The following is a 24666-nucleotide window of genomic DNA, read 5'->3' on the forward strand; positions in this document are numbered from 1 at the left end:
AGCTTTCGCGCAGCGCCTCAAGCATGGGATGCCGCTCTGGAGGGCGTGGGAGGCTCAAGCAGGCGCGGCGGGCAGGATGATTTCGGCCTGCTCGCCGCCGCCCTTGCGCGGCGACAGGCGCAGCTCGCCCCCCATCGCCTCGACAGCCGCCGCGACGATGGCGAGGCCCAGCCCGCTGCCGCCGCCCGAAGGGCTGGCCGCGCCGCGGTAGAAGCGCTCGGTGACATGGGGGCGGTCGGCCTCGGCGATGCCGGGGCCGCGGTCCAGCACGCTGAAGCGGATCCTCTCGCCCTCGCGCGTCAGCCGCGCCTCGACACTCGCCCCCTTGGGCGAGGCGAGGATCGCATTCTCCAGCAGGTTGCGCAGCGCCGGCGCCAGCAGCGGCCCCTGCGTGCTGCGCCATTCGGTCCCGCCGGTTTCCAGCCGCAGCGCGACGCCGCGCGCCTGCGCCAGCCCGGCCAGTTCGTCGGCCACATCGGCAAGGATCCTTGCGCCGTCCTCGGCCGGAGCCGTGCCGTCGACGGCATTCTCGGCCGCGGTCATGTCCAGAAGCTGGCGCACCATGCGGTCGGTGCGGTCCACGCCTTGCGCGATCTGCGCCAGCGCCCGGTCGCGCGTTGCGGCATCGGGGGCCAGCGTCGCGACCTGCGCCTGGGTCTTCAGCCCGGCCAGTGGCGTCTTCAGCTCATGCGCGGCAAAGGCGGTAAAGCTGCGCTCGCGCTCGCGCAGCCCCTCGACGCGGTGGAACAGCCCGTTCAGCGCCTCGATCATCGGGCGCAGTTCGGCGGGCGCGCGGGTCTCTCCCAGCGGGCTCAGGTCGGTCGCGGGGCGGCGCGACAGCGCCTGCGCCAGCCGGTCCAGCGGCGCAAGCCCGCTGCGCACCGCCAGCCAGATCAGCGCCGCCAGCAGCGGCAGGACCAGCATGGCCGGGGCCAGAAGCCCCATCGCCACGCCATGCACCAGCCGGTCGCGCATGGACCGCGCATCGCCGACCATGACGCGGATGCCCAGGTCCCGGTCGACATGGGTATAGACGCGCCAGACCTCGCCATCGACTTCGCGCTCGCTGAAGCCTTCCTGCCGGGCCAGCTGCCCCGCGGGCGCGCCGTCGGATTGGCTTTTCAGCTGGCCGTCGAAGCCCCAGACCTGGCAGATCAGCTGGCGGGCGAAACCGCGCCCGGTCTCGGCCAGGGCGGGGGCGGCCTCGGCCAGCGCCGCCGCCTCCGGGCCGGCGATGCCGCCGCCCCGGCGGATCAGCGAGGCGACCATCTGCGCCGATTCCTGCAGGCGCCGGTCCAGCACATGGCCGACCTCGGTGCGGGTCGAATGCTGGATCCAGATGACGGCGCAGAGCCAGATCGCTCCGGTCGCCAGCAGCAGGATGGTCAGCAGCCGCCTGCGGATCGAGATCATGTCCGCTGCCCTTCCTCTGCCGCCGCCAGCCGGTATCCCGCGCCGCGGACGGTTTCGATGAACGCCCGGCCCAGCTTGGCGCGCAGGTGGTGGACATGGACCTCGACCGTGTTGCTTTCGACATCCTCCTGCCAGCCGTAGAGCCGCTCTTCCAGCTGGGTCTTGGACAGGATGCGGCCCGGATGCTCGGCCAGGGCGTGCAGGATGGTGAATTCGCGGCGCGAAAAGCGCAACTCGCGCCCGCCGATCCGCCCGGCCTGTGTGGCGGGGTCCAACCGCAGCCCGTTCCACTCGATCACCGCCGCCGCGCGCCCCTCCTGCCGGCGCAGCATGGCGCGCAGCCGGGCGGCGAGTTCGTCGAGGTCGAAGGGCTTGCCCAGGTAGTCGTCCGCCCCCGCGTCCAGCCCCAGGACCCGGTCGCGCACCCGGTCGCGGGCGGTCAGCAGCAGCACCGGCAGCCGTTCGCCCGCCCGTCGCAATTCGGCCAGCAGCTCCAGCCCCGAGCCGTCGGGCAGCATGATGTCCAGGACCACGCCCGCAAAACCGCCGCCCGCCAGCGCCGCGCGGGCATCGGCAAGGGTGCCGACCGCATCGGCATTGAAGCCCGACAGGCCCAGCCCGACGGTAAGCCCATCGGACAGGACCGGGTCGTCCTCGACGATCAGCAGGCGCATGGCGTTCTCCCTTGGCTTGACGATCACGCTTTCGTCGATCAAGCTTAAGCTGGGCTTAAGGTGGCGTCTCTAGCCAGCCCGGCATGATGACGAGAATGTTTGCTTTCCTGATGGCCGCGCTTTCGCTGCTGATCGCCGGTTTCCTGGCGACGGCGCAGGCGCAGCCCTTGCAACCCGAAGACGCCTTCGCCCTGAGCGTAAGTCAAGGCGAGGATGGTGCGCTGGTGCTGAACTGGCGCATCGCCGAGGGCTATTATCTCTATCGCGGCACCTTCGCGGCGGAGGCGGATGGCCAGAGCCTGCCGCTGTCCCTGCCGGAGGGCGAGGCCTATGAAGATCCGTATTTTGGCGAGGGCCAGATCTATCGCGGCGAGGTCACGGCGCGGCTTGCGCATGCGGGCCAGCCGGTCACCTTGCATTGGCAGGGCTGTCAGCAGGACGGTATCTGCTATGCCCCGCAAAGCGCGCAGCTGGATGCGGATGGCAGGATGCTGGCCGACGGGGATACCGGCGGTTCGGGCTGGAGCCCTCAGACGCAGGGTGCGTCCGATCCAGCCGGCGCGGCGCAAACGAATACGGGATTGACGCTGGCGCAGGATGAGGGGCTGGTGCAGGGTCTGGCCGCGCGCGGCGGCGGGGCGCTGGTGGTCGCCGGTTTCCTGGGCTTCGGGCTGCTGCTGGCCTTCACGCCCTGCGTCTTTCCGATGTTTCCCATCGTCGCCGGAATGCTGGCCGGGCAGGGCGAGAGCCTGACTGCAAGGCGCGGGTTGGCCCTGACGGGCGCTTATGTGCTGGCGATGGCGGCGGCCTTCGGGCTGCTGGGCATCGCCGCGGCCTGGTCGGGGGCGAATTTGCAGATGGTGCTGCAATCGCCGATAGCCATCGGCGTGATCGCGGCGATCTTTGTCGCGCTGGCCCTGTCGATGTTCGGCTTTTACGGCCTGCAACTGCCGCAGGCGCTGCAAGCTCGCCTGGGCCGCATCGGCGGCCGCCGCGGCTCGGTCGGCGGGGCGATGCTGCTTGGCTTCACCTCGGCGCTGATCGTCGGGCCCTGCGTGACCGCGCCGCTGGCCGGGGCGCTGCTCTATATCGCGCAGACCGGCGAGGTGATGCTGGGCGCGGCGGCGCTGTTCGCGCTGGGGCTGGGGCAGGAGCTGCCGCTGCTGGCCATCGGGCTCTTCGGCCCGCGCATCCTGCCCCGCGGCGGTGGCTGGATGGAGGGCGCGAAGCGGGCCTTCGGCGTGATCTTCCTGGGCTTTGCGATCTGGCTGGCGGGGCGGGTGCTGCCGGGGTCGGTCACGCTGGCGCTCTGGGCGGCGCTGCTGGTCGGGACGGCGGTGTTCCTGGGGGCGCTGGACCGGCTGGAGGGCGATACTTCGCGGGGCCGCCGGCTTGGCGCGACGCTGGCGGTGCTGCTGCTGTTGGCCGGTCTGGTGCAGGGTCTCGGCGCGGCGCTGGGGGCGCAAGATCCGCTGCGGCCGCTGGCGCCGCTGGCGGGCGCCGCGCCGGCCGAGGCGCAATTCGCCCCCGTCACCACCCGCGCAGGGCTGGATCGGGCGCTGGCGCTGGCCGAGGGCAGGGCGGCGCTGCTTTACGTCACCGCCGATTGGTGCGTGACCTGCCGCGCCATCGAGCGCGGGCCTCTGGCCGATCCCGCCGTCCATGCCGCGTTGGCCGGCTTGGCGGCGATCAAGCTGGATGTCAGCACCTTCGACGCCGAGGCGCAGGCGCTGATGCGGGATCTTGCCGCCGCCGGGCCGCCGACCATGGTCTTTCTCGACGCCAGCCGCGCCGAGGCCGCGGGCAGCCGCCTGGTCGGCGCAATGGACAGCGCCGCGCTGCTGGCCTCGATCGGGAAGGTGGCCCGATGAACGCGATCTCGATCGGCCCGCTGGTCTTCGACGGCGCGCGTTTCGCCGCAGTCGTGGCGTTGCTGCTGTTCTTCGCGGTAATCGAGATCGCGGCGCGGCTGCAAAAAGGCGACGCGGGCCGATGGGCCGGCATCGCCGTGCTGGCCTGGATCGTCGGGGCGCGCGTGGGCTTCGTCATCGCCAACTGGCCTGCATTCGCCGCGCATCCGCTGGACGCGCTCAAGCTCTGGCAAGGCGGTTTCCTGCCCGCTGCCGGCTGGGCCGGGGGCATCGCCGTCCTGTCGCTGGCGCTGCTGCGCCGGGTGCGGGGCGCAGCCCTGCCGCTGGTCCTGGGCGGCGCTGCGGCGCTGGCCGGGCATCAGGCCGTCATCGCCGCGTTGCCGCGCCCTTCCGTCACCATCCCCGACATGCAGCTGATCGCGCTGGACGGGCGCGGCGTGCACCTGGGCGGACGCGACTGGCCGGTGGTTCTGAACCTCTGGGCGACCTGGTGCCCGCCCTGCCGGCGCGAGATGCCGATGATGACCGACCTGGCTGCGAATACGCCCGGCGTCGAGTTCGTCTTTGCCAACCAGGGCGAGGAAGCGGCCCGGATCATGGCGTTCCTGCGAGACGAGAACCTGCCCCGCGAAGGCATGATCCGCGATCCGCATGGCCGGCTGATGGAGGCGCTGGGCGCGGTCGGCCTGCCCTCGACGCTGGTCTTCGACGCCAAGGGACGGCTGGTCGCGGCGCAGACGGGCGAGATCTCGCGCGCCGCCCTGGCCCGGATGATCGCGCAGGCGACAGGAGATTCGCGATGAGAGGACATGCCGCATGGGCGGGCGCGATGCTGCTGGCACTGGCCGCCTGCGCCTCGACCGAACCGACAGCCCCCGCCGAGCCGACGCCTGCCATCCGCCCCGAACTGGCGGCCATGTATGGCGCGATGGAGGATAACGGCCACCACATCCCCGCCGTCGATCCCAATCTGCTGACCGAGGACAAGGCGCGGCAGGTCGTGGACTACTGGAGCGACGAAAAGCCCGGCACGATCATCGTCGATCCCCATGCGCGCTATCTCTACCAGGTCCGGCCCGGCAACCAGGCGATGCGCTATGCCGTCGCCGTGGGCGCGGCCGGCTACGGCTTCACCGGCGAGGCGCATATCCCCTATCAGCGCGATTGGCCAAGCTGGAAGCCCACCGACAACATGGTCGCGACCCAGCCCGAGCTTTACGGCCCGGTGGAAAAGGGGCTGGAAGGCGGCATCGACAACCCGATGGGCGCCCGCGCGCTCTATCTGCACAACGGCCGGGGCGATACCTATTACCGCATTCACGGCACCATGGACCCGGCCTCGATCGGGCAGGCGACCTCGGCGGGCTGCATCCGGCTGTTCAATCAGGACATCATCCACCTGGCCGGACAGACCGGCAGCATGACCAAGGTCGTCGTGCTGAGCGAGGCGGAATCCGGCAAGGGCACGGTGCCGCCGGGCCAGCCCTTGCCGCAACCCGCGCCCGCGGATGCGCTGGCTGCCGGCCCCGTTCAGACAGGAGGAACGACATGAGCATCACCCGACGTCACGTCCTGGCCGGAACAGCCGGCCTTGGCCTGGCGGGCCTTGTTGGAGGAGCCGTCCTGCTGACCCGGAGCAGGGGAGGCGGGAACGGCGCCAGCGGCACCGCCGCGGCCGAGATGACCGCCGACGACGTGCTGCACGACCCCGACAACCCGGTCCTGGGCAACCCCGCGGGCACGCTGACCATCGTCGAATATTTCGACTACCAATGCCCCTATTGCAAGATGGGCCATTCGATGCTGACCCGCGTGGTCGGCGAGGACGGCGACATCCGGCTGGTGATGAAGGACTGGCCGATCTTCGGCGCGCCCTCGGTCCTGGCCAGCCAGCTGGTCCTCGGGGCGGCCGCGATGGGCGATTACGCGCAGGCCCACAAGGCGCTGATGGCGACCGAAGCCAGGCTCTCCGAGGATCGGATCCGGCAGGTGCTGGGCGACGGTGGCATCGACACCGGCGCGGCACTGGCCGCCTATCGCGCCGAGCGCGACAAATGGGACGGGCTGCTGGCGCGCAACTCGGCGCAGGCGGCGGCGCTGGGGCTGCGCGGCACGCCGGCCTTCATCATCGGCCGGACGATCCATCCCGGCGCGCTGGACGAGACGCGCCTGCGCGGTGCCATCGCCCAGGCACGGCGGACGTCCTGAGCAGGATGGTCTAAAAAGGGCGGGACATCCCCGCCGCCATCGCTTCCCGGCGCACCCGCCGGGGGCGGAACCATGAAGGAGAGATCATGCAACGCCGTCACCTCGTCCTTGCGGGCGCGAGCCTGCTGGCCCTGCCGGTCCTGCCCCGCACGGGCCTGGCGCAAGAGCGCGCCAACCCGATGCCCGAGGCGCTGCGCCAGTCGCTGGAACGCGACCCGACCGCCCCGGTTCTGGGCAACCCGCAGGGCGACATCACCCTGTCCGAGTTCTTCGACTACAACTGCCCCTTCTGCCGCAAGATGGTCGAGCCGATGCACCGGCTGATCACCTCCGACCCGAAGCTGCGGGTGGTGTTTCGCGAATGGCCGGTCTTCGGCGAGGATTCGGATTTCGCGGCACGGGCCTCGCTGGCCTCGTTGCAACAGGGGCGGTATTGGCAGTTCCATACCGCGCTGTTCCGCACCAGGGGGCGAGTGACCGAGGCCGCCACGATGCGCGCCGCCCGCGACATTGGCCTCGATACCGCGCGGCTGGAGCGCGACATGGCAGCCGAGCCGGTCGAGCGTCACATCGCCATGAGCCATATGCTGGCCGAGCACATGGGGCTGATCGGCACCCCCACCTTCGTCGCCGGCGATGAAGGCGCTTTCGGCGAATACAGCCTCGATGAGTTGCGCGGGCTGGTCCAGCGCGCAAGGGAAACGATGGCGACCTAGAGCCGCCCGTCGGAACGGCCCGGTTGTTGAGCCTTGCCCCAGGCTTGTCGCCGGCAAGGCGCACGAGCTTCGGGGCGTCGCGGCCAATCCGCCACGCAGGGAGCGGTCGTGCCGATCGCGCAGGACCATGCTGACCCCGAACTCATCCGGGCCATCGCTGCGGGCTGGACCCCATGCCGCGCCGATCTTCTCCGCCGCCGGGCGCAGGATCCGTTGCCTGTCAGCAAAGGAGCCCCTTGCCCTCCCTCGGCACCTCGGATGGAAACCGTAGATTCCGTGGTCATCACGATTGGGTATGAGCTTGACGGCGGTGCTTCGGAAGCGAAGCGATGGCAGGTTGGGACGCGACACGGGAACAGGTAGGCAAGGCCTTCGCCGGTTTCCCCGCTGCTTGCCTCCGGCGGGGATATTTGTCCACGGAAGACCGGGGCGGGGTGGGGGTGGGGGGCGCTGTTTCACCCCATTCTTTCGGATGCGTAGCTTCCTGGCGAGGCGGGGAAGACCACGGTCTTGTTGCCGTTGAGGAACACCCGGCGGTGGATATGGGCGTGGATGGCGCGGGCCAGGACCTGGCTTTCGACGTCGCGGCCGAGGCTGACATAGTCCTCGGGCGATTGCGCATGGGTGACCCGGACGGTGTCCTGCTCGATGATCGGGCCCTCGTCGAGGTCGGCGGTCACGTAATGGCTGGTCGCCCCGATCAGCTTCACCCCGCGCTCGAAGGCCTGCTTGTAGGGGTTGGCGCCCTTGAAGCTCGGCAGGAAGGAATGGTGGATGTTGATGATCCGCCCCGACATCTTGCGGCACAATGCGTCCGACAGCACCTGCATGTAGCGCGCCAGAACCACCAGCTCGGCCCCCGAATCCTCGACCACCGCCATCAGCTGCGCCTCGGCCTGCGGCTTGTTCTCGCGCGTGACCTTGATGCAGTGGAAGGGGATGTCGTGGTTCACCACCACCTTCTGGTAGTCCATGTGGTTCGAGATCACCGCCACGATCTCGATCGGCAGCGCGCCGATGCGCCAGCGATAGAGCAGGTCGTTCAGGCAATGGCCGAAGCGGCTGACCATGATCACCACCTTCATCTTCTCGGCCTCGTCATGGATGGCGTAGTCCATGCCGAAGGGCTCGGCCGGGCCGGCCAGGCCCGCGCGCAGCGCCTCCAGCCCCACGCCCTCCTCCGAGACGAAGCTCACCCGCATGAAGAAGCGCCCGGTCTCGGTATCGTCGAACTGCGAACTGTCGGTGATGTTGCAGCCGTGCTCGGCCAGAAAGCCGGCCACGGTGGCGACGATGCCGCGCGTCGAGGGGCAGGCGACCGTCAGCGTGTATTTCTTCATCTGGCTCTCCACTGAAAGGGCAAGCGCCCTGGTTTCTTCCGTGTGCAAATATCCCGGGGGGCCGCAGGAGCGGGGGGCAGCGCCCCCCGCCGTCCCGCGCCATCCCTCAGGCCGCCGCGCCTTCGGCCCGGCCCGGATCCGGCTCGGGCAGGCCATGCGCCCGGCAGCAGGCCACCAGCGTATTGGCCAGCAGGCAGGCGATGGTCATCGGCCCCACGCCCCCCGGCACCGGGGTGATCGCGCCCGCCACCTGCGCCGCGCCCGCGAAGTCCACGTCGCCGACCAGCCGCGACCGGCCCTCCTCCTCGATGCGGTTGATGCCCACGTCGATCACCGTGGCGCCGGGCTTGATCCACTCGCCCCGGATCATCCGCGCCCGGCCCACCGCCGCCACCAGGATGTCCGCCCGCCGGCAGACCGCCGCCAGCTCGCGGGTGCGGCTGTGGGCGATGGTCACCGTGCAGTTCTCGGCCAGCAAGAGCTGCGCCATCGGCTTGCCCACGATGTTCGAGCGCCCCACCACCACCGCCTCCAGCCCCGACAGATCCCCGAGCGTCTCGCGCAAGAGCATCAGGCAGCCCGAGGGCGTGCAGGGCACCAGCGCCTTCTGCCCGGTCCCCAGCAGCCCCACGTTCAGCGCATGGAACCCGTCCACGTCCTTTCGCGGGTCGATGGCGGCGATCACCGCCCCGGCGTCCATATGCGCGGGCAGCGGCAGCTGCACCAGGATGCCGTGCACGGCCGGGTCGGCATTGAGCCGCGCGACCAGCGCCAGCAGCGCCGCCTGCGGCGTCTCGGCCGCAAGCCGGTGCTCGAAGCTCGCCATCCCCGCCTCGCGCGTCTGGACCGCCTTGTTCCTGACATAGACCTGGCTCGCAGGATCCTCGCCCACCAGAACAACCGCAAGCCCGGGCACCAACCCGTGCCCAGACCGCAGCCGGCCCACAGCCTCGGCAACACGCGCCCGCACCCCGGCCGCAAAGCCCCGCCCGTCGATGATCCTTGCACCCATAAGCCATTCTCCTTGCAATGTCCGCAGCCCGCCCCAAAGCAAAAGCCCGGCACCCACACGCGCGGCGCGGGAGATCAGACCGCCGCCACCATCTGGATTTCGACCGGCGCATTCCCCGGCAGCGTCGCCACGCCCACCGCGCAGCGGCTGCCGATGCCACCTGCGCCCAGCTGTTCCTTGAGGAACTGCGAGGCGAAATCGGCAAGCGCGGAATGCGCGGCAAACCCCGCTTCCGCGGCGACATAGACGGTCAGGCTGAGGACGGCCGCCAGATCCTCGCCCGGCGCCAGGGTCGCGCGCGCGGCCCGCAGCGCGTTGCTGCAGGCCAGCACCACCGCCTCGCGCCAGGCTTCCAGCGGCTGGTCCCTGCGGACCGGGCCGCTGAACATCAGCCGGCCGTTCACGCGCGGGGTCATCCCGGCGGTGAAGATCAGCGATCCGTGCCGCGTTGCCGCGACGTAATCGCCCTGCGGCACCGGGTTGCCCTGTCCGGGAGCCGCGCTCATGCGCGATACCGTTCGACCAGCGCCGCCAGGCGCTCGACCGCGGCCGTCGCCGCCGCATGGTCCTGCGAGAAGTTCAGCCGGATGCTGTCACCGGAATGCGGGCCTTCACGTTGTAGTCGATCACCCGCTTCACGGGGACCAGGAGCTTCATGGCTCCCGTCCTTCCACGAGTTCGGTTTCAGCCGCGCACCCGCGCCGACTTGGGATCGTAGAGGGGCGCCAGGCTGGCCTCGGCAGCCACGATCCGGCCTGCCACGTCGATGGTATAATCCGACGCCAGCATCTCGGCCGCGGTCTCGTCCCCCCGGCAGGGCACATAGCCCAGGCCGATCGCGGCGCCGAGCGCATGGCCGTAATTGCCCGAGGTCAGGAAGCCGACGATCTTGCCGTCGCGCAGGACCGGCTCGTTGTGGAACAGCAGCGGTTCGGGATCCTTCAGCCGGAACTGGACCAGGCGGCGCTCCAGCCCGGTTTCGCGCTTCTTCAGCACCGCGTCGCGGCCGATGAAGTCGCCCTTGTCGGTTTTCACCGCGAAGCCCAGGCCCGCCTCCAGCACATGGTCCTCGTCGGTGATGTCATGGCCGAAATGGCGATAGGCCTTCTCGATGCGGCAGCTGTCCATCGCGTGCAGACCACACAGCTTCAGGCCGACCTGCTCGCCCGCCTCAGCCAGCACCTCGAAGACATGTGCGGCCTGGTCGGTGGAAACGTAAAGCTCCCATCCCAATTCGCCGACATAGGTCACGCGATGGGCGCGGGCCAGGCCCATGCCGATCTCGATCTCGCGCGCGGTGCCGAAGGGATGCGCCTCGTTCGAGAAATCATCGGGCGAGACCAGCGACAGAAGCTGGCGCGAGCGCGGGCCCATCAGCGGCAGCACGGCTTCCGACGCGGTGATGTCGGTGATGGTGACGAACTCATCGCCCAGATGCCGGCGCAGCCAGGCCAGGTCGCGCTGCAAGGTCGCGCCGGGCACGACCAGGAAGAAGGCGGTTTCGGAAAGCCGCGTCGCCGTCAGGTCGGACTCAATGCCGCCGCGGTGGTTCAGCATCTGCGTATAGACGATGCGGCCCGCCGCCACGTCCATGTCATTCGCGCAAAGCCGCTGCAGGAAGGCAAGCGCATCGCGCCCCTCGACCCGGATCTTGCCGAAGCTGGTCATGTCCAGCAGGCCCACGCCCTCGCGCATCGCCATATGCTCGGCGCGCTGGTTGTCGAACCAGTTCTGGCGCTTCCAGCCATAGCGGTATTCGCGCTCTTGCCCGTCCGCGGCGAACCAGTTGGCACGCTCCCAGCCCGCGACCTCGCCAAAGACCGCGCCGCGCGCCTTGAGATGCTCGTGCAGGGGCGAGCGGCGGATGCCGCGCGAGGTCGCCATCTGCCGATAGGGGAAATGATCGGCGTAAAGCAGGCCCAGCGTCTCGCTGACCCGTTCCTTCAGATAGCGGCGATTGCGCTGGAAGGGCTGGGCGCGGCGGATATCGACCTCCCACAGATCGAAAGGCGGCTCGCCGTCCTCCATCCATTGCGCCAGCGCCATGCCCGCCCCGCCGGAGGACACGATGCCGATGGAATTGTAGCCGGCCGCGACCCAGTAGCCGGCAAGCTCGGGCGACTCGCCCAGGTAATAGCGGTCGTCGGGGGTGAAGCTTTCCGGGCCGTTGAAGAAGGTGTGGATGCCCGCCTGGCCCAGCAGCGGCATGCGGGCCACCGCCTTTTCCAGGATCGGCTCGAAATGATCGAAATCCTCGGGCAGCTGGTCGAAGCAGAAATCCTCGGGGATGCCCGCCATGCCCCAGGGCTTGGCCTTGGGCTCGAAGGCGCCGAGCAGTATCTTGCCCGCGTCCTCCTTGTAATAGGCGCATTCGTCGGGCACGCGCAGGACCGGAAGCTGGGCCAGGTCGGGGATGTTCTCGGTGACGATGTAGAAATGCTCGCAGGCGTGCAGTGGCAGGGTGACGCCGTTTTGCGCCGCAAGGTCGCGGCTCCACATGCCGCCGCAGTTCACCACGTTTTCGGTGGCGATATGGCCGCGCTCGCCGCCGGCTTCCCACTCGACGCCGGTCACGCGGCCATTGGCGGTGGTGATGCGCGTGACCTTGACCTGCTCGACGATCCGGGCGCCGCGCATCCGCGCGCCCTTGGCCAGCGCCAGCGCGATATTGCCCGGATCGGCCTGGCCGTCCAGCGGCAGGTGGACGCCGGCAACCACGTCGGAGATCTCCAGATGCGGATAAAGCTCCAGCACCTCGCGCGGCGAAAGCTCGTTCACGTCCACGCCGAAGGCGCGGGCCAGCGCCGCCTGGCGCAGGATCTCCTCGCGCCGCTCTTCGGTCAGGGCGACGGTGATCGAGCCGCATTGCCGCAGGCCGGTGGCAAGCCCGGTCTCGGCCTCCAGCTTGGTGTAGAGGTCGGCGGAATATTTCGCCAGCCGGGTCATGTTCTGGCTGGCGCGCAGCTGGCCGATCAGCCCCGCCGCGTGCCAGGTGGTGCCGGATGTCAGCTGCTTGCGTTCCAGCAGCACGATGTCGGTCCAGCCGAGCTTGGCAAGGTGATAGGCGACGGAACAGCCCGAAATGCCGCCGCCGATGATGACGACGCGGGCTTGGCTGGGAAGTTCGACCATGATGGTTATCCGCTGTTGGACTGGGTGAGCTGTGCAGGGCCGGGGGGTCGCCGGGGAAGGGGGGGCGATTCCGTTCTTTCCGATAGGGTGGAACTATCCATGGCGAGAATGAAATTTCAATTAAAAATTTCATTTTTAGTCCGATCTATCCAGGAATTTCATTTACCGGCTGCGGTCGTGTTGAGATTTCAGCGGAATTGCTGCACCTTGCCGGCATCCTCTGAAGGAGAGCCGATGAGCCATCATGTGGGTGAAGACATCCGGTCGCTGCGCAAGTCGCGGGGCATGACGCTGCTGGAGCTTGCGGGCGATGTCGGGCGCTCGGTCGGCTGGCTGAGCCAGGTCGAGCGCGGGCAGACCACGCCGTCGGTCCATGACCTGGGGCAGATCTCGGACCGGCTGGGGGTGAACATCAGCTTCTTCTTCCGCTCTGCCAGCCGGGCGCCCGAGGAACGCGGGCTGGTCCTGCGCGCGGCGGACCGGACGCCCATCGGCTCGCAGGAAAGCGGGCTGGTCGAGGAGCTGCTGTCCCCGACGCTCAGCGGCTCGTTCGAGATGATCAAGTCGACCTTCGCGCCGCGCTCGTCCAGCGGCGGACGGCGAAAGGCGCGGCCGAAGGAGGACGGCGGCGTCCTGATCTCGGGCCGCCTGACCCTGATCATCGGCGACCGCGAGATCCGGCTGGAACCCGGCGACAGCTTCCAGTTCCGCGAGACGGACTATGCCTGGCGCAACGATGGCGACGAACCCGCCATCGCCATCTGGATCGTCTCTCCGCCGATCTACTAGCGGCCAGTTCAGCCGGGGTGCGCGTTGGCCGCGATGCGGCGACCCCTGTCCATGCAGGGAGAATTCATAAATCCATTCTATACTGAGCGGGAAATTTCCAGCATCACGCCGGCTGGCCCGTTGATGTAGGTTCGGACCAGAAAAATCATCCCGGTCCTGCTATGAAAATCATGCCTGTCCATATGGAGCCGACCCGTTCCGGTTGGTTCGCCGCCCTGGGTCCGCGGCCCGCAGCCAATCGGTTGAATACTGATATCGCATGCGATTATCTCGTCGTCGGAGGCGGCTGGATGGGGCTCCACTGTGCCCGCCGGCTGGGCGAACTCGCCCCCGACGCCCGCGTCGTTCTTGTCGATGCCGGCAGTATAGGCGACGGCGCGGCCGGCCGTTGCGCCGGTTTTGCGATCGATCTGGCGCATAATCCGCGCAACAAGCACTTCGCCGAGGATAAAAAGGGCAACGAGGAAGAGTTCCACGTCAACAGCGAGGGGATCGACTATCTTCGCCAGGCGGTCGAGGAACTGGGCGTCGATTGCGACTGGGACCCTTCGGGCAAATACCACGCCGCGGCGACCGAGCGCGGGCAGAAATGCCTGACCGAGATGTCGGTGGCGCTGAAGCAGATCGGCAAGGAGCACCGCTGGCTCGGCCGGGAAGAGATCCAGGCCCGCACCGGATCGAAGCACTATTTCGCGGCGATCCACACTCCCGGCACGCAAGCCTGGCCGAGGTGGCGCAGGCGCTCGGCCATCCGCACCGTCTGGAACTGCTGGAATACCTGGCGCAGGGCCGCCGTCCGGTCGAGGAACTGTCCGCGCTGTCGGGCATGTCCTTTGCCAACACCTCGCGGCGTCTGCAGATCCTGCGGCGCATGCGGCTGGTCGAGATCGAGCGGCGCGGCAAGCATGTGATCTACAGCCTTGCCGGCGATGCCGAGGCGGTGGCGCTCGTCAGCGCGCTCAGCCGGGTGGGAGAGCGCAATATCGCCGAGGTCAACCGCGTGCTGGACGACTATTTCCATGCGCGGGATTCGATGGAGGCGGTGTCGCGCGAAGATCTGGCCCAGCGGATCGAGGCCGGTCTGGTCACGGTGCTGGACGTCCGTCCCGCCGAGGAGTTCGCGCAGGGCCATCTTCCGGGCGCGCGCAATATCCCGTTTTCGGAACTGGACCGGCTGATGACCGAGCTGCCCAAGGATACCGAGATCATCGCCTATTGCCGCGACCCCTATTGCGTCTTTTCGGTCGAGGCCGTGGCCGCGCTGCGCGCCAGGGGCTTCAGGGCGATGCGGCTGGAAGATGGTTTCGCCGAATGGAAGGCGGCGGGGCTGGCCGTCGAGACGGGGGCTTGAGAACGACGCGGGCCTAGGTGCCCTCATCCTGGCGGATGAACGGGGCAGGCCGCCGGTTTCACGGTTCGCGGCCTCGGTCCCGCTGGCTATCCCGTCTGCAGTGTTTTCCACGGGCCGGCACTTGGCGATGCGGACGGCCTTGCCCGAAGGCGCCTGATCGAATGCGGAAGCTCGGATGACGCGGGACGCAATGCGCCACCCCGAAACCGCTCGAAACGATCTCGCAATCGCCGCAGATGCGGGCCTCATCCCCGGCGTCGGACAACTGTCCGCAACACCTGAAGGACGCCCTTCATCACCTTGATTTTTATGGCTCCGGCGGTAGGGATCGAACCTACGACCAATTGATTAACAGTCAACTGCTCTACCGCTGAGCTACGCCGGAACACGGGGCGGTGTATAGCCGCGCTCTTCGGGGTCGTCCAGAGGGGTTTGCGCATTTTTTTCACCCATCCGGAAAATCCCCCGCCGGCCCCGGTCAATGCGCGGAAAAGACCGAATCCGAGCCGATCGGGCCGGGGGTCGAGACCGCGCCAAGCTCGGACAGGGCGATCAGATGCGCCAGCACGTTGCGCATCGCCGCCGGGATCATCGCCGGCGGGATGCGGTAGATTCGCCGTGCCAGCGCCTCGGCCGTGGCCGGGCCGTCGCGCAGCGCGGCAAGGATCTGCACCGTGCGCTCGCGCCGATGCGCGGCAAGCTCGGCCAGCCGTGCCGCCGGGTCGCGCACCGCATCGCCATGCGCGGGCAGCAGCACCCGCGCCCCCGCCGAATCGAGCCGCGAGAGCGAACGGAAGTAATCCGCCAGATCGCCGTCCGGCGGCGAGATGATGGTCGAGGACCAGCCCATCACCACGTCGCCGCAAAAGATCGTCTCGTCCTGGCGAAAGGCCAGGTGGCCGGCGAAATGGCCCGGCGTGTGCAGCGCGGTCAGGCGCCACTCGTCGGTCTCGACCGCCGCGCCGTCGGCCAGGGCGATGTCGGGGGCGAAGCCGCGGTCCAGCCCCTCGCCGCCGTCGATGGCGCCTTCGCGCGCCAGCCGCTCCATCACCGCCGAGCGGCCCGATTCGGCGGGGCCGAAGCCCAGGATCGGCGCGCCGGTCGCCTGGGCCAGGGCGCGGGCGCCGCCGGAATGGTCCAGATGCGCATGGGTGACGAAGATATGGCTGATGCGGCCCGGCCCCGCGGCGGCCAGGATCGCCCGGCGATGCGCGGCCAGGTCCGGGCCGGGGTCGATCACCGCGATCCGCTCGCGTCCCAGCAGGAAGGTGTTGGTGCCCGGCCCGGTGAAGGGCGAGGGATTGTCGGCGGTGATGATCCGCAGGGCTTTCTCGGCGCTTGTCATGGGGCTAACCTAGCCATGGCAGGGCCCGTATTCCAAGGGCCGGGTGGGGCATGAGGCAATGAATTTCGACTGGCTGAAGCGGACCATGCCGCGCGGGCTTTACGGACGGGCGGCGCTGATCCTGTTCCTGCCGGTCGTGGTGGTGACAATCGTCGTCACCATCATGTTCCTGCAGCGCCATTTCGAGGACGTGGCGCGGCAGATGACCTCGGGCATGGCGCATGAGGTCGCGCTGGTCGCGGCCCGGATCGAGGCGGCGCCCGATGTCCAGGCGGCGCGCGATTCTGCCGGCGAGGTGGTCGTGCCGCTGGGGCTGGAGCTGCAGCTGCCGGCCGAGCCGGGCGTGGAATGGCGGGCCTTCTACGACCTGTCGGGCCGCATCGTCATCGCCGAGCTGCACGAGCGCGTGCCCGCCGTGCGCGCCGTCGACCTGAGCCACCGGCGCGAGGTGCGGGTGACGCTGCAGGGCCGCTGGGGGCATTACCAGCTGGTGTTTCCGCGCCTGCGGGTCAGCGCCTCGAACCCGCACCAGCTGCTGGTGCTGATGGTGGGCACCTCGCTTCTGATGACGGCGATCGCGACGATCTTCCTGCGCAACCAGCTGCGCCCGATCCGGCGGCTGGCGCGCGCGGCCGAGGAATACGGCAAGGGGCGGATCATTTCCTACCGCCCGGCCGGCGCCAGCGAGATCCGCAGCGCCGGCACCGCCTTCCTGGAGATGCGCGCCCGCATCGAGCGCCAGAACGAGCAGCGCAAGCAGATGCTCTCGGGCGTCAGCCACGACCTGCGCACGCCCCTGACGCGGCTGCGGCTGGGCCTGTCGATGCTGAGCCCGGACTATCCGCCCGAACCCGAGGAGATCGCGGCGCTGGAAAGCGACGTGGCGGCCATGGGCACCATGGTCGACGCCTTCCTGGACCATGCCCGCGACGCGGCGCAGGATGCCCCGCCCGAACCGGTGCCGGCGCTGGATTTCGTGCGCGGCATCGTCGCCGATGCGCAGCGCGGCGGGCAGCGGGTGGTCCTGCATTCGGTCGCGGGCGACGGCGCCGGCCGCGCCACCTTTCGCCGCGACAGCCTGCGCCGCGCCGTCGAGAACCTGATCGGCAATGCCGTGCGCTACGGCGAGCGCGCCGAGGTCGAGGCGGCGCTGGGGCCGAGCTATTTCCGCATCTCGGTCGAGGACGACGGGCCCGGCATCCCGCCCGAGAGGCGCGAGGAGGCGCTGAAGCCCTTTACCCGGCTCGACCCCGCGCGCAACCAGAACCGCGGCCAGGGCGTGGGGCTGGGCCTGTCCATCGCCGCCGACATCGCCCGCGCCCATGGCGGGCAGTTGCGGCTGGGCCAGGGCGAGCGGCTGGGGGGATTGCGGGCCGAGATCGTGATTCCGCGCTGACGGCCGCGGTTGCGGCAAGGGGCGTCGCGGGCTAAGGCTGTCGCAAGGACATAGGACAGAAGGGATTCCGCGATGCGGGCATTCGTATTTCCGGGGCAGGGCGCACAGGTCGTCGGCATGGGGCGCGAGCTGGCCGAGGCCTATCCGGCGGCGCGCGAGGTCTTTGCCGAGGTCGACGAGGCGCTGGGAGAGAGCCTGTCCGACCTGGTCTGGAACGGCGACATCGAGACGCTGACCCTGACCCGGAACGCGCAGCCGGCGCTGATGGCGACCTCGATCGCGGCCTTCCGGGCGCTGGAGGCCGAGGGCTTCGGCATCCGGGACGCGGATTTCGTCGCCGGCCACTCGCTGGGCGAATATTCGGCGCTTTGCGCGGCGGGCGCGCTGAGCCTGGCCGACACCGCGCGGCTGTTGCGCCTGCGCGGCCAGGCCATGCAGGAGGCGGTGCCGGTGGGGCAGGGCGCCATGGCGGCGATCCTGGGCCTGGATTTCGCCGCGGTCGACCAGATCGCGCGCGACGCGGCCGAGGGCGAGGTCTGCCAGGCGGCCAATGACAACGATCCGGCGCAGGTGGTGATCTCGGGGCACAAGGAGGCGGTCGAGCGCGCCGCGGCGCTGGCCAAGGAGCGCGGCGCCAAGCGGGCGCTGATGCTGCCGGTCTCGGCCCCGTTCCATTCGGCGCTGATGCAGCCCGCGGCGGCGGTGATGGCCGAGGCCCTGGCCGCGGTCGAGATCGCCGCGCCGGCCGTGCCGCTGGTGGCCAATGTCCGCGCCGAGCCGGTGACCGAGCCCGGCGCCATCCGCCGGCTGCTGGTCGAGCAGGTGACGGGTGCCGTGCGCTGGCGCGAGTCGGTCGAGTTCCTGGCCGGCGCGGGCGTGACCGAGTTCTGGGAGATCGGCGCCGGCAAGGCGCTGTCGGGCATGATCAAGCGCATCGCCAAGGATGCGGCGGTGCGCAATATCGGTGTCCCGGCGGATATTGCGGCGCTGAAGGCATGAGGGGGCTCTGCCCCCATCCCTGCGGGATTCCCCCGGGGTATTTGGACAACGGAGAAAGAGCGTGATGTTTGATCTGACGGGCAGGAATGCGCTGGTGACCGGGGCGTCGGGCGGGATCGGCGGCGCCGTGGCCGAGGCGCTGCATGCCGCCGGTGCCACCGTGGCGCTGTCGGGCACGCGCGAGGCGCCGTTGCGCGAGCTGGCCGAGAGGCTGGGCGGGCGGGCGCATGTGGTCACCGCCAACCTGGCCGATGCGGCGGCGGTCGAGGCCCTGCCCAAGGCGGCGGCCGAGGCGATGGGTTCGGTCGACATCCTGGTCAACAATGCCGGGATCACCCGCGACAACCTGTTCATGCGCATGTCCGACGAGGAATGGGCGCAGGTGCTGGAGGTCAACCTGACCTCGAGCTTCCGGCTGTGCCGGGGCGTCCTGCGCAGCATGATGAAGGCGCGCTGGGGCCGGATCGTGAACATCGGCTCGATCGTCGGCACCACCGGCAATCCGGGGCAGGGCAATTACGCCGCCGCCAAGGCCGGGCTGGTCGGCATGTCGAAGAGCCTGGCCTATGAGGTCGCCTCGCGCGGGATCACCGTGAACTGCGTCGCCCCCGGCTTCATCGAGACGGCGATGACCGGCAAGCTGAACGACGAGCAGAAGGGCCGGATCCTGACGCAGATCCCCGCCGGGCGCATGGGTTCCGCCCAGGAAATCGCCGCCGCCGTGCTGTATCTGGCCAGCCCCGAGGCGGGCTATGTCACCGGCGCCACGCTGCATGTCAACGGCGGCATGGCGATGATCTGAACGTGGTTTATGCGGGTTGCAAGATCACGTTCCCGTGCTATATCCCGCAAACAAGGCCGCAGGGGAACCGCCCTGGGCTCTGACCGGCAATCGCTGGAACATCTGGGCGGATTGCCCGCGAAAACGAGGAAGAGACATGAGCGATATCGCTGATCGCGTGAAGAAAATTGTCGTCGAGCACCTGGGTGTCGATGAAGAGAAGGTCACCGAGACCGCCTCGTTCATCGACGATCTCGGCGCCGATTCGCTGGACACCGTCGAGCTGGTCATGGCTTTCGAGGAAGAGTTCGGCATCGAGATCCCGGACGATGCGGCCGAGACCATCCAGACCTTCGGCGATGCCGTGAAATTCATCCAGGGCGCGGTCTGATCCTGCTCTGACCTGCTTTCGGGGCGGTGCTTTCGGTGGAAAGCGCCGCCCTTTTTCTTTGCCTGCGGCGGTTTGACCCAGCGTCGCGGGGAACCGCCGCAAGGCCCATGTCGTTTCAAGGGCGGACCTGACGAAGGAGAGTTTCATGGCCGTGAATGTCAAAGGGCTCAGCGACAATGCCCGCAAGACCGCAATCGCCGAACTGAATGCCCGCCTGGCCGACGCGCTGGCGCTGTCGGCGGCGATCAAGCAGGCGCATTGGAACGTCAAGGGCCGCAACTTCATCGCCGTGCATGAGCTGTTCGACACCGTGAAGGCGCGGCTGGACGAGCATGTGGACATGATGGCCGAGCGCGTGCAGGTGCTGGACGGCGTCGCCGTCGGCACGGTCGAGAAGGTGGCCAAGGCCAGCACGCTCAAGGAATACCCGACCGACCTGACCAAGGCCGAGGACCACATCAAGGCCGTCTGCGAGCGCATGCGCGATTATGGCGAGAAGGTGCGCGCCGCCATCGACGCGACCGACGAGGCCGGCGATGCCGATACCGCCGACCTGTTCACCGCCGCCTCGCGCACGGCGGACAAGGACCTGTGGTTCCTGGAAAGCCACCTGGAATAGGCTTTCCGCCAGGTGAACCGGGGCCGAGGCCCCGGTTTGCCGCTTGCGCCGCGGCCTATTTCGGCATCGGCGCGGTGATCCCCTCGACATAGAAGTTCATCGAGGAGAGTTCCTGGTCGCTGGCCGTCTGCCCCTCGGCCAGCCAGGCCGAGCCATCCTGCTTGTTCAGCGGCCCGGTGAAGGGGTGGTATTCGCCGGCGGCGATCTTGTCGCGCAGCGCCTCGGCCTCGGCCTTGACCTCGGCGGGGACGGCATCGGTGATCTCGCCGATCACCACCTCGCCGTCGCCGATGCCCAGCCAGACGCCCTGGGATTTCCAGGTGCCGTCCAGCACCTCGCCGACGCGCTTGATGTAATAGGGCTCCCAATTGTCGATGATCGAGGCGAGCCGGGGCTGGGGCGCGAAATTCGCCATGTCCGAGGCCTGGCCGAAGCCGAAGGCGCCCGCTTCCTGCGCCTTGGCCAGCGGCGCGGTCGAGTCGGTGTGCTGCATGAACACGTCCACGCCCTCGGCGATCAGCGCGGCGGCGGCATCGGCCTCTTTCGCGGGGTCGAACCAAGTATAGGCCCAGACCACCTTCATCTCGACATCCGGGTTCACCTTCCTGGCGTGGATATAGGCCGAGTTGATGCCCTGCACGACCTCGGGGATCGGGAAGGAGCCGATATAGCCGATCTTGTTCGACTTGGTCATGCGGCCGGCAATCGTGCCCAGCACCGCGCGGCCTTCGTAGAAGCGGGCGTCATAGGTGGCGACGTTTTCGGCGGTCTTGTAGCCGGTGGCGTGCTCGAATTTCACATCCGGGAACTTCTTGGCGACGTTGATCGTGGCGTCCATGAAGCCGAAGCTGGTGGTGAAGATCAGCTTATGGCCGGACAGCGCCAGTTGCGTGATGGCGCGCTCGGCATCGGCGCCTTCGGGGACGCTTTCGATATAGGTGGTCTCGACCCGGTCGCCATATTCGCGTTCCACCGCCTGCCGGGCCAGGTCGTGCTGATAGGTCCAGCCGCCGTCGCCCACCGGGCCGACATAGATGAAGCCCACCTTCAGCTTTTCCTCTTGCGCGAAGGCGGGCAGGGCCGTGCTGGCCACCAGCGCCGCGGCGCTGCCAAGAAGAGTTCTGCGTTTCATGTCATGCTCCTTGCAGGTTGTGCCTATTTCAATGCGTGGAAGGGCCGACCCAGGCTGGCGGGGGCCGCGCCCGCGCCCGAGCGGCCGAATTTCTGCCGGGCCGAGATCAGCACCAGCACGAAGATCGTGGCGAGATAGGGCGCCATGGACAGCAGCTGCACCGGCACCGCGACCCCGGCCGCCTGCAGCCGCAGCTGCAAGACGGTGACGCCGCCGAAGAGCCAGGCCCCGGCCAGCACGCCCCAGGGGTTCCATTGCGCAAAGACCACGATGGCCAGCGCGATCCAGCCGGCGCCGGCCGTCATGCCCTCGGTCCATTGCAGCACGGTGGCGATCGAGATATAGGCGCCGCCCATCCCGGCCAGCGCGCCGCCGAAGCCGATGGCAAGGACGCGCATCCGCCGCACCGGATAGCCCAGACCATGGGCGGCGTCGTGGTTTTCGCCCACCGCGCGCAGGATCAGGCCCGGCCGGGTGCGGGCCAGGAACCACCAGACCGCGGGCACCAGCGCGATGCCCAGCCAGATCATCCAGTTCAGGCCCAGCGGGCCGGGCATCATCGCCGGGGCCTTCATCCCCTCATAGGGCTTGCCGAACATCGCGGTCAGGCCCAGGCCGAACAGCGTCAGCGCCAGCCCCGTCGCCACCTGGTTCGACAGCAGGAATTGGGTCAGCGCCGCGAATGTCATGGACACCACCGCACCGGCCAGGGCCGCGGCCAGGAAGCCCAGGGCGGGGCTGCCGCTGGCATGGGCGGCGGCGAAACCGGCCAGCGCGCCGGTGATCATCATGCCCTCGACGCCCAGGTTCAGCACGCCCGCGCGCTCGACCACCAATTCGCCAAGCGCGGCGAACAGGATCGGCGTCGCGGCGCCGAGCAGCAGGATGAAGACGGAAAGCGGGTCGATCATCATGCGCGCCTCCGAATGCGGTAGCGGGTCAGAAGGTCGAAGCCGAGCAGGAAGAACAGAAGCATCCCCTGAAAGACCTGCACCGTCGCCGCGGGCAGGTTCAGCATCATCTGCGCCAGCTCGCCGCCGATATAGGTCAGCGCCATGAGCAGTCCCGCCAGCAGGATGCCCAGCGGATGCAGCCGGCCCAGGAAGGCCACGATGATCGCGGTAAAGCCGTAGCCCGAGCCGAAGCTTTCGGTGATCTGCCCGGCCGGGCCCGCGACCTCGAAGAGACCCGCCAGCCCCGCCAGCGCGCCCGAGACGCCCAGGCACAGCGCCACCAGCCGCTCGGGGCGGACGCCGGCAAAGCGGGCGGCGCGGGGGGCGGCGCCGGCGGTGCGGATGTGAAAGCCCAGGACATGGCGCGACATGACGAACCAGGTCGCCGCAAGGGCCAGGATCGCCGCCACGCCGCCCCAATGCAGGCCGGAATTGGCGATGAGTTCGGGGTTCGAGGCGGGCTCGTATTGCTGCAGGTTGCGCGAGCCGGGAAAGTTGAAGCCCTCGGGGTTCTTCATCGGGCCGAAGGCCATCCAGGCCGCGATGCGCTGCGCGACATAGACCAGCATCAGCGAGACCAGGATCTCGGACGCGCCGAACCAGTTGCGCAGCATCGCCGGGACCATGCCCCAGGCCCAGCCGCCCGCCGCGCCGGCCAGGATCATCGCCGGAAAGATCCAGAAGGCGTCCAGCGGATAGGCGGCCAGCGCCACCGCCGCGCCGCAGATCGCGCCGATGATGTATTGCCCCTCGGCGCCGATGTTCCAGATCCCGGCGCGGAACCCCAGCGCCAGGCCCGAGGCGATCAGGATCAGCGGCCCGGCCTTGACCAGAAGCTGCGGGCGCGAATAGCCGGCGGCGGGGCCGAACAGCGGATCCCAGAAGATGGTGCGGATCGCGGCCAGCGGGTCGAAGCCCATGGCGGCGAACAGCCCGCCGCCGACCACCATCGTGGACAGGACGGCCAGGATGGGCGTCGCCACCTGCCAGAGCAGCGGGGCGCTGGCGCGGGGCTCAAGCCGGAACATGCGCCACCTCCATGCCATGGGCGCCGCCCAGCATCAGCCCGATCTCCTCGACCGTCAGCCCCTCGGTCGGGCGGGGCGCGGACAGCCGGCCCTGGTTCAGGGCGCAGAAGCGGTCCGAAAGCTCCAGCAATTCGTCCAGGTCCTGGCTGATGACGATCAGCCCCGCGCCCTGCGCCGCCAGGTCCAGCAGCGCCTGGCGGATGGCGGCGGCGGCGCCGGCATCGACGCCCCAGGTCGGCTGGTTGACGACCAGCACCCGCGGCCGGCCCAGCACCTCGCGGCCGATGACGAATTTCTGCAGATTGCCGCCCGACAGCGCGCCGGCTGCCGTATCCGGGCCGGGGGTGCGCACGTCGAAGGCGCGGATCACCTCTTGCGCGAAACCCGTGGCGGCCTTGCGGTCGATCAGCCCGCGGCGGATCAGGCCCTGCCGGGCGCCTGCGGTCAGCAGCGTGTTTTCCGCCAGGCTGAACTCGGGCACGGCGGCATGGCCCAGCCGGTCCTCGGGCGCGGCCAGCAGGCCGGCGCGGCGCCGCGCCTCGGGGCCGGCGCGGGACAGGTCGCGGCCCTCCAGCGCGACGGTGCCGGGGGCGGTCAGCGTCTCGCCCGACAGCGCCGAGAGCAGCTCCTCCTGCCCGTTGCCGGCGACGCCGCCGATGCCCAGGATCTCGCCCGAGCGCAGGGTCAGGCCGATCTGCTTCAGCGCCATGCCCTCGCCGCCCGGCGTCGAAAGGCCGCGGACCTCCAGCACCGGGGCGGCGGGCTTGCGGCCGGAACGGTCCACCAGCCGCATCTCGGCCCCGACCATCATCGCCGCCAGTTCGCGGGCGGAATGGGCGCGCGGATCGACCGTGCCCACCAGCTTGCCCTGGCGCAGGATGGTGGCGCGGTCGCAATGGCTGCGGATCTCTTCCAGCTTGTGGCTGATATACAGGATCGCCGTGCCAGCCCCGGCCAGTTGCCGCAGGGTGGCGAACAGGATCTCGGCCTCCTGCGGGGTCAGGACCGAGGTCGGCTCGTCCATGATCAGCAGCCGTGGGTTCTGCAGCAGGCAGCGCAGGATCTCGACCCGCTGCCGCTCGCCCGCCGAAAGGCTGGCGATGCGGCGGGCGGGGTTCAGCGGCAGGCCGTAGCCCTGCGACAGCTCGGCGATGCGGCGGGCAAGCTCGGGCCGGGGCGGCGGATTCTCCATCCCCAGCGCGATGTTTTCCGCAACCGTCATCGCGTCGAACAGGCTGAAATGCTGGAACACCATGGCGACGCCCGCCGCACGGGCCGCGCGCGGGTCATGCGGGGCGTAAGGCGCGCCCAGCAGCGCCATATGCCCCTCGTCCGGCCGCACGAGGCCATAGATCATCTTGACCAGCGTGGACTTGCCCGCGCCGTTCTCGCCCAGAAGGGCGTGGATCTCGCCCGCCTCGACCCCGAACGAGATGTCGTCATTGGCGCGCACGCCGGGATAGGTCTTGCCCAGGCCCTCGGCCCGGAAAACATTCGTCACTGTCGCGCGCCTCGC

The 24666-nt window shown here is 69.3% G+C and carries 23 protein-coding genes, 1 tRNA gene and 1 pseudogene; 13 read left to right on the plus strand and 12 right to left on the minus strand.

Going from position 1 to position 24666, the window contains the following annotated elements; translation table 11 throughout:
- Positions 1-54: 54 nt before the first annotated feature.
- A complete protein-coding gene (locus E3U26_RS01885; RefSeq protein ID WP_499105281.1) occupies positions 55-1413 on the minus strand; it encodes a sensor histidine kinase family protein in 1359 nt (452 codons plus the stop codon).
- The gene (locus tag E3U26_RS01890) at positions 1410-2087 is read right to left on the minus strand and encodes a response regulator transcription factor family protein (RefSeq protein WP_499105282.1); all 678 of its coding nucleotides are present in this window, start codon (positions 2085-2087) and stop codon (positions 1410-1412) included. The genes E3U26_RS01885 and E3U26_RS01890 overlap by 4 nt, the downstream gene beginning before the upstream one ends.
- Before the next feature lie 95 nt (positions 2088-2182).
- Here E3U26_RS01890 and dsbD point away from each other — a divergent pair, with 95 nt between their 5' ends.
- The 5 genes from dsbD (at position 2183) to E3U26_RS01915 (ending at position 6882) form a co-directional block, all read left to right on the plus strand.
- The gene (dsbD, locus tag E3U26_RS01895; RefSeq protein ID WP_499105283.1) at positions 2183-3958 is read left to right on the plus strand and encodes a protein-disulfide reductase DsbD; all 1776 of its coding nucleotides are present in this window, start codon (positions 2183-2185) and stop codon (positions 3956-3958) included.
- Positions 3955-4761: a TlpA disulfide reductase family protein gene (locus E3U26_RS01900; RefSeq protein WP_499105285.1), complete on the plus strand. Its 807-nt coding sequence runs from the start codon at positions 3955-3957 to the stop codon at positions 4759-4761. The genes dsbD and E3U26_RS01900 overlap by 4 nt, the downstream gene beginning before the upstream one ends.
- Positions 4758-5510, plus strand: coding sequence for a L,D-transpeptidase (locus E3U26_RS01905; RefSeq protein ID WP_499105286.1), 753 nt, complete (start codon positions 4758-4760; stop codon positions 5508-5510). The genes E3U26_RS01900 and E3U26_RS01905 overlap by 4 nt, the downstream gene beginning before the upstream one ends.
- Positions 5507-6166 (plus strand): DsbA family protein, encoded by a 660-nt coding sequence (locus E3U26_RS01910; RefSeq protein WP_499105287.1) that lies wholly within the window; start codon positions 5507-5509, stop codon positions 6164-6166. The genes E3U26_RS01905 and E3U26_RS01910 overlap by 4 nt, the downstream gene beginning before the upstream one ends.
- 86 nt (positions 6167-6252) lie before the next feature.
- Positions 6253-6882, plus strand: a complete 630-nt coding sequence (locus E3U26_RS01915) for a DsbA family protein (protein WP_114537879.1) — start codon at positions 6253-6255, stop codon at positions 6880-6882.
- A 455-nt stretch (positions 6883-7337) separates the two neighbouring features.
- Here the strand turns inward: E3U26_RS01915 and purU are convergent, their stop codons facing one another.
- The 4 genes from purU to E3U26_RS01935 form a co-directional block, all read right to left on the minus strand.
- Entirely contained in the window at positions 7338-8222 is an 885-nt protein-coding gene (gene purU, locus E3U26_RS01920) for a formyltetrahydrofolate deformylase (protein ID WP_036761466.1), read from the minus strand.
- A gap of 106 nt (positions 8223-8328) precedes the next feature.
- Positions 8329-9234, minus strand: coding sequence for a bifunctional methylenetetrahydrofolate dehydrogenase/methenyltetrahydrofolate cyclohydrolase FolD (gene folD / locus E3U26_RS01925; RefSeq protein WP_275600358.1), 906 nt, complete (start codon positions 9232-9234; stop codon positions 8329-8331).
- Between the two features lie 74 nt (positions 9235-9308).
- Positions 9309-9740, minus strand: a complete 432-nt coding sequence (locus E3U26_RS01930) for a RidA family protein (RefSeq protein ID WP_499105288.1) — start codon at positions 9738-9740, stop codon at positions 9309-9311.
- 178 nt (positions 9741-9918) lie between these two features.
- The gene (locus E3U26_RS01935; RefSeq protein WP_499105289.1) at positions 9919-12366 is read right to left on the minus strand and encodes a GcvT family protein; all 2448 of its coding nucleotides are present in this window, start codon (positions 12364-12366) and stop codon (positions 9919-9921) included.
- 234 nt (positions 12367-12600) lie between these two features.
- Between E3U26_RS01935 and E3U26_RS01940 the strand changes: the two genes are divergently transcribed.
- The 3 genes and pseudogenes from E3U26_RS01940 to E3U26_RS01950 all read left to right on the plus strand — a co-directional run bounded on the left by E3U26_RS01940 (position 12601) and on the right by E3U26_RS01950 (position 14506).
- Positions 12601-13155 carry a helix-turn-helix domain-containing protein gene (locus E3U26_RS01940; protein WP_072462771.1) on the plus strand — a complete coding sequence of 185 codons (555 nt, stop codon included), beginning with the start codon at positions 12601-12603 and terminating at the stop codon, positions 13153-13155.
- Between the two features lie 290 nt (positions 13156-13445).
- Positions 13446-13811 (plus strand): annotated as a pseudogene (locus E3U26_RS01945) (FAD-dependent oxidoreductase); the annotation flags it as partial.
- Positions 13812-13885: 74 nt separating this feature from the next.
- Positions 13886-14506: an ArsR/SmtB family transcription factor gene (locus E3U26_RS01950; protein ID WP_499105291.1), complete on the plus strand. Its 621-nt coding sequence runs from the start codon at positions 13886-13888 to the stop codon at positions 14504-14506.
- Between the two features lie 310 nt (positions 14507-14816).
- Here the strand turns inward: E3U26_RS01950 and E3U26_RS01955 are convergent.
- Positions 14817-14891, minus strand: a tRNA-Asn gene (locus E3U26_RS01955).
- A 93-nt stretch (positions 14892-14984) separates the two neighbouring features.
- A complete protein-coding gene (locus E3U26_RS01960; RefSeq protein ID WP_499105292.1) occupies positions 14985-15851 on the minus strand; it encodes an MBL fold metallo-hydrolase in 867 nt (288 codons plus the stop codon).
- A 58-nt stretch (positions 15852-15909) separates the two neighbouring features.
- Between E3U26_RS01960 and E3U26_RS01965 the strand changes: the two genes are divergently transcribed.
- The 5 genes from E3U26_RS01965 (at position 15910) to dps (ending at position 20037) form a co-directional block, all read left to right on the plus strand.
- On the plus strand, positions 15910-17247 hold the full coding sequence (locus E3U26_RS01965) for a two-component system sensor histidine kinase family protein (protein ID WP_499105293.1): 1338 nt from the start codon (positions 15910-15912) through the stop codon (positions 17245-17247).
- Between the two features lie 72 nt (positions 17248-17319).
- Positions 17320-18246 carry an ACP S-malonyltransferase gene (fabD, locus tag E3U26_RS01970; protein ID WP_036759576.1) on the plus strand — a complete coding sequence of 309 codons (927 nt, stop codon included), beginning with the start codon at positions 17320-17322 and terminating at the stop codon, positions 18244-18246.
- Between the two features lie 64 nt (positions 18247-18310).
- On the plus strand, positions 18311-19048 hold the full coding sequence (fabG, locus tag E3U26_RS01975; RefSeq protein WP_499105294.1) for a beta-ketoacyl-ACP reductase: 738 nt from the start codon (positions 18311-18313) through the stop codon (positions 19046-19048).
- Between the two features lie 136 nt (positions 19049-19184).
- Complete coding sequence (locus E3U26_RS01980; protein WP_011748063.1) at positions 19185-19418, plus strand: acyl carrier protein; 234 nt, start codon at positions 19185-19187, stop codon at positions 19416-19418.
- A gap of 145 nt (positions 19419-19563) precedes the next feature.
- Positions 19564-20037, plus strand: coding sequence for a DNA starvation/stationary phase protection protein Dps (gene dps, locus E3U26_RS01985; protein ID WP_024844371.1), 474 nt, complete (start codon positions 19564-19566; stop codon positions 20035-20037).
- A gap of 55 nt (positions 20038-20092) precedes the next feature.
- Here dps and E3U26_RS01990 read toward each other — a convergent pair whose 3' ends face one another.
- The 4 genes from E3U26_RS01990 to E3U26_RS02005 are packed head-to-tail and all read right to left on the minus strand — an operon-like array spanning position 20093 to position 24651.
- Positions 20093-21169, minus strand: a complete 1077-nt coding sequence (locus tag E3U26_RS01990; RefSeq protein WP_036759571.1) for a BMP family ABC transporter substrate-binding protein — start codon at positions 21167-21169, stop codon at positions 20093-20095.
- 23 nt (positions 21170-21192) lie between these two features.
- Positions 21193-22083: an ABC transporter permease gene (locus tag E3U26_RS01995; RefSeq protein ID WP_214272734.1), complete on the minus strand. Its 891-nt coding sequence runs from the start codon at positions 22081-22083 to the stop codon at positions 21193-21195.
- A complete protein-coding gene (locus E3U26_RS02000; protein WP_116222730.1) occupies positions 22080-23150 on the minus strand; it encodes an ABC transporter permease in 1071 nt (356 codons plus the stop codon). Before E3U26_RS02000 ends, E3U26_RS01995 begins: the two co-directional genes overlap by 4 nt.
- Positions 23137-24651: an ABC transporter ATP-binding protein gene (locus E3U26_RS02005; protein ID WP_243785737.1), complete on the minus strand. Its 1515-nt coding sequence runs from the start codon at positions 24649-24651 to the stop codon at positions 23137-23139. The genes E3U26_RS02000 and E3U26_RS02005 overlap by 14 nt, the downstream gene beginning before the upstream one ends.
- Between the last annotated feature and the right edge of the window lie 15 nt (positions 24652-24666).

Origin of the sequence: Paracoccus ferrooxidans (assembly GCF_029909815.1) — a bacterium.
Lineage (GTDB): Bacteria > Pseudomonadota > Alphaproteobacteria > Rhodobacterales > Rhodobacteraceae > Paracoccus > Paracoccus versutus.